Annotated in this window: 6 protein-coding genes; 2 read left to right on the top strand and 4 right to left on the bottom strand. The window is 46.3% G+C overall.

Going from position 1 to position 7,666, the window contains the following annotated elements; all coding sequences use genetic code 11:
- Window positions 1–163: 163 nt before the first annotated feature.
- The 3 genes from CES79_RS10920 to purB all read right to left on the bottom strand — a co-directional run bounded on the left by CES79_RS10920 (window position 164) and on the right by purB (window position 3,273).
- Window positions 164–1,252 carry a DUF4097 family beta strand repeat-containing protein gene (locus tag CES79_RS10920; RefSeq protein WP_054655909.1) on the bottom strand — a complete coding sequence of 363 codons (1,089 nt, stop codon included), beginning with the start codon at window positions 1,250–1,252 and terminating at the stop codon, window positions 164–166.
- The gene (locus CES79_RS10915; protein ID WP_054655907.1) at window positions 1,245–1,598 is read right to left on the bottom strand and encodes a PadR family transcriptional regulator; all 354 of its coding nucleotides are present in this window, start codon (window positions 1,596–1,598) and stop codon (window positions 1,245–1,247) included. The genes CES79_RS10920 and CES79_RS10915 overlap by 8 nt, the downstream gene beginning before the upstream one ends.
- A 379-nt stretch (window positions 1,599–1,977) precedes the next feature.
- Complete coding sequence (purB, locus tag CES79_RS10910; RefSeq protein WP_089137203.1) at window positions 1,978–3,273, bottom strand: adenylosuccinate lyase; 1,296 nt, start codon at window positions 3,271–3,273, stop codon at window positions 1,978–1,980.
- A 306-nt stretch (window positions 3,274–3,579) separates the two neighbouring features.
- Here purB and CES79_RS10905 point away from each other — a divergent pair, with 306 nt between their 5' ends.
- Entirely contained in the window at window positions 3,580–4,887 is a 1,308-nt protein-coding gene (locus CES79_RS10905) for an adenylosuccinate synthase (protein ID WP_054655905.1), read from the top strand.
- Between the two features lie 14 nt (window positions 4,888–4,901).
- On the top strand, window positions 4,902–5,888 hold the full coding sequence (locus tag CES79_RS10900) for a GMP reductase (RefSeq protein WP_089137202.1): 987 nt from the start codon (window positions 4,902–4,904) through the stop codon (window positions 5,886–5,888).
- A gap of 63 nt (window positions 5,889–5,951) precedes the next feature.
- On the opposite strand, the gene nhaC is transcribed toward CES79_RS10900, so the two are convergent.
- On the bottom strand, window positions 5,952–7,346 hold the full coding sequence (nhaC, locus tag CES79_RS10895) for a Na+/H+ antiporter NhaC (protein WP_089137201.1): 1,395 nt from the start codon (window positions 7,344–7,346) through the stop codon (window positions 5,952–5,954).
- Window positions 7,347–7,666: the final 320 nt, after the last annotated feature.

Below are 7,666 nucleotides of genomic sequence, written 5' to 3'. Positions count from 1 at the left end.
GAAGGATAAAGCAATGGCGATATCCTTTTTTCGTGTCAACATACATAGATTACAGAAAGAAAAATCTGTTGTCGATCATGTCTTGTGACATGACCAACAACAGATATGATAGAACCATTAAAAAAACCAAACTCAATCGAGTTTGGTTTTTTTGTGTACTCGTTTAATTTAGCCGAATCGTCCCAGAATGGTTTTTAACTGTCACACTGTATTGCGGGGCCTCACCAACTTGACCCAGTGCCGCGCCTTGAACCTGGAGACTATAAGTCGCGTTGCGCGTTACTTTAACGGTTCCCGATTGCGCCTGCAGATCGAATTTGAATGAATCAGCGGCTGGTGCCTGCAGCTTGACCGTTCCAGAATGATTGATCACCGCAATATCGCCGTCAATTCGCTGCCAATTCAGGGTTAAACTGCCGGAATGAACATCAAATTGGCCGGCACCTGCCAGCATATTGCCCTTAACCAGGCCAGAATGGGCACTGAGATCAAATATCGTCTCAACGTTCGCCAGATGAACCGCACCGGAATGGGCATTCAGCGATAACGTCTCACACACAAGGTGGTTAGCTTTAAATGATCCTGAAGTCAGCTGCGCGCTAAGCGTCTTGAACTGGACGTGTTCCATGGTAATGCCGCCAGACCGCAACGTTAAGGTTGCTCGCAATTGATTGGTAAGGTCAGTTGCTGAAAGCGACCCTGACTTCAAGTCAACGTCTAAGGTCCCGGCAAACTGCGCTGGCAAAGCAATCTCGACCACTGACTTGGGGTGCCGGAACGGAATCAGATACTGGAACCAGCGCGGCGATGGTGCTGCCAGATAGAGCGTGTCTTCACTTTGTTTAAGCTGCAGTTTGCTGGCAGCTAACTTGGGCTGCTGAAACTGGTGGACGTGGATCTGAGCATCGGCACTGGCCACTAACCGAACTTGAGTTTCATCCGCCCGCAAAATGATGTGGCGAACTTCGGTGTCAGACCAGCTTTGAGCAACGGTCGCAGAGGTCGTCGCTACTGCTGCAGATGCCGCGGGACTGCTGATCAGCTGTAGCGGTTCGGTCAAGTCACCTAAGGATTTAACCGCCATTTCAACGGCCTGCTGCGGAACCGTAGCCTGCTTATTATCCAGCAGAGCTTGCGCGGCCTCCTTAACGTCAGCCGTGACTTCCTTATAAAAATCCCGTACGTCATCATTTTGCGCGTAGACCGTAAAAATCGGGTCTAAGGCAGCGGATATGAGTTTGTCGTTAATCATGTTTTAGCACTCCAGTCGTTAGTTGCGTAATGGTTTCTTTGGCAAATTGCCAGTCTTTATGAAATTGGGTCAGTTCCGCGCTGCCAGCTTGGGTGATGTGGTAGTACTTACGACGGCCACCCTGGGTCTCGTTTCCGTAGTAGCTGTCGATCAACCCGTTTTTGCTTAAGCGTCGAAAAACTGTGTATAGCGTGGCTTCGTTGATTTCATAATGCCCATCAGACAGTTCAGTCACCTGCTGCACCATCTGATAGCCATACGAATCGCCCTGTGACAGGATGTTTAAAATAATCCCATCGGTGGCGCCACGGATCAGGTCTTTGGAGATATCGTGTCGGCTGGTCATTTTTGTGACCTCCTTGATTACTGTTTGTCACATAATAATCTACGCTGGATTACTGTGTGTGTCAAGGTAATCTGAAAAATGTGCATAAAAAAAGCCAAACCCATTTGAGTTTGGTTTTTTTATTTTATCTAGCCGAATCAGGCTACAGAAAGCAGAGAGTTGCATGTAAGCCAACTACGCCATAAATCCAAGACCGGGATTTTTGGCGTAGTTAACTTACACTCCACTCTCTAAACGCTTTCTTCCGCACCTTACTTTGAATCGGGCTCCACCAGGCAGATAGCTGCATGTAAGCCCACTATGACATAAATCCAAGCCCGGGATTTTTGCCATAGTGGGCTTACACTACGCTATCTAACCGCCTGGTTCCGCACCTTACTTACTTTAACCCAATCCTCTCAAATATCTCGCCCACTCTGCGAATATGATAATGATAATCAAACGCATCATCGATATCCTTTTCTGATAGGTGCGACATGATGGTTTTGTTGCCCTCTACTAATGGCCGGAACTGGAGATGTTCATCCCAGGCCTTAGCCGTTAATGGCTGAACAAGGTCATACGCCGTTTCCCTAGTTAACCCCGCATCGATCAGCTTCAACATGACCCGTTGCGAATAGATCAAGCCATACGTTAAGGTCATGTTGTGCTTCATTCGATCCGGGAAGACCATTAAATTCTCCACGATGTTCGCAAACCGGTGCAGCATATAATCTAACAGCGTTGTGGTATCTGGCAAAATGATCCGTTCCGCTGATGAATGGGAAATATCACGTTCATGCCATAATGCCACGTCTTCATAAGCCGTTTGAACATGGCCTCTGAGTACCCGTGCTAGACCGGTAATATTTTCTGAACCAATTGGGTTGCGCTTATGCGGCATTGCTGAAGAGCCCTTTTGTCCCTTGTTGAAATGTTCTTCAACTTCATGAATTTCAGACCGCTGCAGTGACCGGATCTCAGTCGCAAATTCTTCCAAACTCGTCCCGATCAGCGCCAAGGTAGCAATGTAATGGGCATGCAGATCACGTGGCAGCACTTGGCTGGTAATTTCCTGTGCCCGGATGCCTAATTTGTCGCAGACGTACTTTTCAACGTATGGCGGAACGTTGGCGAACGTTCCCACCGCACCGCTGATCTTGCCAGCTTCAACTTCATTAGCGGCTTCATTAAAGCGGTCAATATCCCGATTAATTTCAGAATACCACCGCGCTAATTTGAGGCCAAAAGTAGTTGGTTCAGCTTGTACCCCGTGGGTTCGGCCGATCATCACCGTATTCTTATATTTAAGTGCCTGTTTGCGCACAACTTCTTTTAAGTGCAGTAAATCTTGTCGTAAGAGTTCGTTGGCTTGTTTTAACCGGTAACCCTGTGCCGTATCCACAACGTCGGTACTGGTCATGCCATAATGGATCCACTTGCGTTCTTCCCCCAGCGATTCAGACACATCGCGGGTAAACGCCACAACATCATGATGAGTAACTGCTTCGATCTCAGCAATTCGATCCTCATTAAAAGTAGCTTTCGCGTTGATCTTATCAACGTCTGCTTGAGGAACGACTCCTAATTGAGCCCACGCTTCATCCACCGCAATTTCGACTTCCAGCCAAGATTGATACTGGTTATGAAGCGACCAAATTTTCGCCATTTCTGGGCGTGTATATCTTTCGAGCATTATGATCCTCATTTCTGATTGATTTCATTAAAAGACGAACATTAATTGAAATTCACAGCTGAATTTCCATCAAAATCATAACATAATATGCACCGCTTTGCATGATTAAATTGATAATTATTAAAAAGTTCCTATATATAGCTTATTTGTTTTAACACGTTTAGCTAAAATGTGAACATTAATTGCCGTAATTTAAAATATTATTCGTGTTTTTGCTTGCTTTCCAATTTCTAAGCTGGTAATATATAAATTGCTGGGTTGTTCGTATTTACATCAGCTCAGCAATCTTAGATATGGGGTGTTTAAATGTCATCTATAGTAGTAGTAGGGAGTCAATGGGGCGACGAAGGTAAGGGTAAGATTACCGACTTTCTGAGCAAACAGGCCGATGTTGTCTCACGTTATTCAGGCGGCGACAACGCTGGTCATACCATTGTCTTCAAAGGTGAAACTTACAAGTTACACTTAATTCCATCTGGGATCTTCTACTCAGACAAGTTAAGTGTGATCGGTAACGGCGTTGTGCTCAACCCCAAGTCATTGGTTGAAGAACTCCATTACCTGCACGATCGCAATGTTTCTACGGATAATCTGCGAATTTCTAACCGGGCACACGTTATTTTGCCATACCACATCCTCATTGATCAATTACAAGAAGAAGCTAAAGCAGATAAAATTGGGACCACTAATAAAGGTATCGGTCCAGCTTACATGGATAAAGCTGAACGGATCGGTATTCGGGTTGCTGATTTATTAGAGAAAGATACGTTTGAAGAAAAGCTGCGTCAAAACCTCGCAGAAAAGAACGAAATGATCACCAAGTTATATGATCACGCACCATTAAAATTTGAAGATATTTTTGAACCCTTCTATGAATATGGGCAAGAAATCAAACGCTACGTCACCGATACATCCGTGGTGATCAACGATGCCATCGATGCTGGTAAACACGTGCTGTTTGAAGGCGCTCAAGGTGTCATGCTGGATATCGACCACGGGACTTACCCATTTGTGACGAGTTCCAGTCCCGTTGCCGGCGGAGTCACCATTGGTAGCGGCGTTGGTCCTTCTAAAATCGACGAAGTGATCGGTGTCTGCAAAGCTTACACCTCACGTGTCGGCGATGGCCCATTCCCAACTGAATTAAATAATGAAACGGGCGACTTCATCCGTGAAGCCGGCCATGAATACGGCACCGTTACCAAGCGACCACGTCGAATTGGCTGGTTTGATTCCGTGGTACTGCGTCACGCAAAGCGGGTTTCTGGTTTAACCCACCTGTCATTGAACTGTTTGGATATCCTGACTGGTCTGAAGACTTTAAAAATTGCGACAGCCTACGAACTCGATGGCGAAACGATCTACCACTATCCAGCTAGTTTGAAAGAACTGAAAAAGTGCAAACCAATCTACGAAGAATTTCCTGGTTGGAACGACGATATTACCGGCGTTAAAAAGTTTGAAGATCTGCCAGTTAACGCTCAAAATTACCTTAACCGGCTTGCTGAATTGGTCGGCGTAGACATTGCCACCTTCTCAGTTGGCCCTGACCGGACGCAAACCAACGTTTTGATCGACGCCTGGCAAGATACTGACGCCACCGTCCACGAATAAGGAGTAATGCAATGATGAACAACCCAGAAGTATTTGACTACGAAGACATTCAACTGATCCCGAATAAATGTATTATTGAGAGCCGGTCAGAAGCCGATACTTCAGTCAAATTTGGTCCCCGAACATTTAAAATTCCCGTCGTTCCCGCCAACATGGAAACCGTGATTAACGATGATCTGGCAGTTTGGCTGGCTCAAAACGATTATTTCTACATCATGCACCGGTTTCAACCAGAAAAACGGCACGCCTTCGTTAAAATGATGCACAGCAAAGATTTATTTGCTTCCATCAGTGTTGGCGTGAAGCAGGAAGAGCTTGATTTCATTCAAGAGTTAGCAGATGCCGACGATGTCCCAGAGTATATCACTATCGATATCGCACACGGGCATTCCAACTCCGTCATTCGAATGATTCAGCACATCAAGCACTACCTGCCCGCTAGTTTCGTGATTGCCGGTAACGTTGGTACACCCGAAGCCGTCCGTGAACTGGAAAACGCCGGCGCCGATGCCACTAAAGTTGGTATTGGCCCAGGTAAAGCCTGCATCACCAAGCTGAAGACTGGTTTTGGTACCGGTGGCTGGCAGTTAGCCGCTTTACGGCTCTGTTCCAAAGCTGCCAGCAAACCGCTGATTGCCGATGGCGGGATCCGCTATAACGGCGATATTGCCAAGTCGATTCGCTTCGGCGCTACCATGGTCATGATTGGCTCACTATTGGCCGGCCATCAGCAATCCCCTGGTACCATGATCAAAATCGATGGCAAGAACTACAAGCAATACTGGGGTTCCGCTTCAGAAACCCAAAAAGGCGCCTACCGTAATGTGGAAGGCAAGCAAATGTTAGTGCCTTACCGCGGTGACATTGCCGATACCCTGTCAGAAATGCAGCAGGATCTGCAAAGTTCCATTTCATACGCTGGTGGCAACAAGCTGATGGATATCCGCTTAGTTGACTACGTGGTGGTTAAGAATTCTGTTTTGAATGGTGATTCTTACTAATTTAAATATTAAAAAAGCGTTCGGCGAAATAAAATCGTCGAACGCTTTTTGATTGCTACATCATTATTGCTCAGTCACATTTTGTGGTAACTTCTTCAACCCAATTCCCGTGTACCCACTCAAAATTGAGAAGACTGGTGACAGGAGACTAAAGAAACAAAATGGCAGAAACGCCATCGTGCTAACACCTAAAGTATTCGCCGCAAACACACTGGCAACACCCCAAGGAACCAAGTAATTAATAACCGTCCCACCGTCTTCAAGGACCCGACTCAAAGCTAAATTATCCAAGCCGTGATCATTGAAGGGCTTCTTAAAGGCTTTACCAGGTAAGATCGTTGACAAGTACTGTTCGCCAACGAACAGGTTCACGGCAATCCCGCCAAGAATACCCGCGGTAACGAGATCACCGTTACGATGCAGCCGATCAACCAGTGGCTTCATGGCAATTTGAATCAAATCAAATTTCATCAGTAAGCCACCTAGCGAAAGTGTCATAAAGATCAGTGACACCGTGCCCATCATCGACGAAATACCACCTCGGCTCAGTAAGGCATCCACCGCTTGATTGCCAGTATGTGAAATAAAACCGGTTTCCATCATTTTGACCAGTGGCTGAACTTTAGTGGTCGGGTCTTCAATAAAAATCATGCCAACGGCCACTGCAATGTTAATGAGTAGCGTCCCAATGGCTGGAATCTTCATAAAGGCACAGATGAACATCAGCAGAATTGGTAAGGCCGCCCACCAGGTAATATCGAAGTGAACATTGAGGACGTTGACCGTTGTGGAGACCTTCGTCAACGCGTCACTACTGGCAGCACCATGACCGAGAATGGCGTAAAGTACTAATGACACCAGAAAAGCTGGAATCGTCGACCACATCAGATTCTTAATGTGTTTAAATAAATCGGCATCCGCGATTGCGGCGGCCAGGTTAGTTGAATCTGATAATGGCGAGGTCTTATCACCAAAAATAGCACCGGAAATAATGGCGCCCGCTACTAACGCCGGGTTAAGGTTCATGGTAGTTCCCATCCCGAACAGCGCGATCCCCACGGTTGAAATCGTCGTAAAGGCACTCCCAATCGAAGTCCCAATCAGCGCACAAACTAAAAATACTGATGGCACGAACCATTGCACACTCAGCAGGTGAAAACCAGCCACCATTAAGGACGGAATAATCCCGGCTGCAATCCAGACACTGATCAAAACCCCAATCAAAATAAAGATAAAAATCGGCACGATCCCCGTAGTGACCCCTTCGGTAATCCCCTTATGAATCTCGTCCCAGCTAAAATGCCGAAACCGCGCCCAGAGGATGACTAAACCGATTACGATCAATACCGGGATCTGGGGACTAATTCCAAACCCAATCACACCAGTCCCCATGACCACTAACATCATTAATAAAACTGCAATTGCTTCGCCAAATTTGACGTTTGACCGTTCTTCCATTGTTAACAATCCCTTCAAATAAAAAATCGTCCCTGCTACGTCAAAAGACGCAACAGGGACGATTGGACTAACCGTGGTACCACCCAGCTTAGGAGTACGCAAATACTCCCCACTCACTAGATGATAACGGCTCTAGTTTTTCCGTACGATGCTTCTCAGTATTTTATAACTCAGCCCTGATCGGTTCGCAGCAACCACCGACTTCCTGACACCCAGACTGAGCACTACTTGATTTGAGAAGCAATAAAGTAGGTTGATGATAGCATAAAAAAACCAGGTGTGCAAGATAGCTTACCGGCAACTCTTTACTTTTTGAAACC

Source organism: Secundilactobacillus silagei JCM 19001 (genome assembly GCF_002217945.1).
In the GTDB taxonomy this organism is placed as follows: Bacteria; Bacillota; Bacilli; order Lactobacillales; family Lactobacillaceae; genus Secundilactobacillus; species Secundilactobacillus silagei.
The sequence above is the reverse complement of the archived record's forward strand: the minus strand, read 5'-3'. Positions and strand labels throughout refer to the sequence as shown.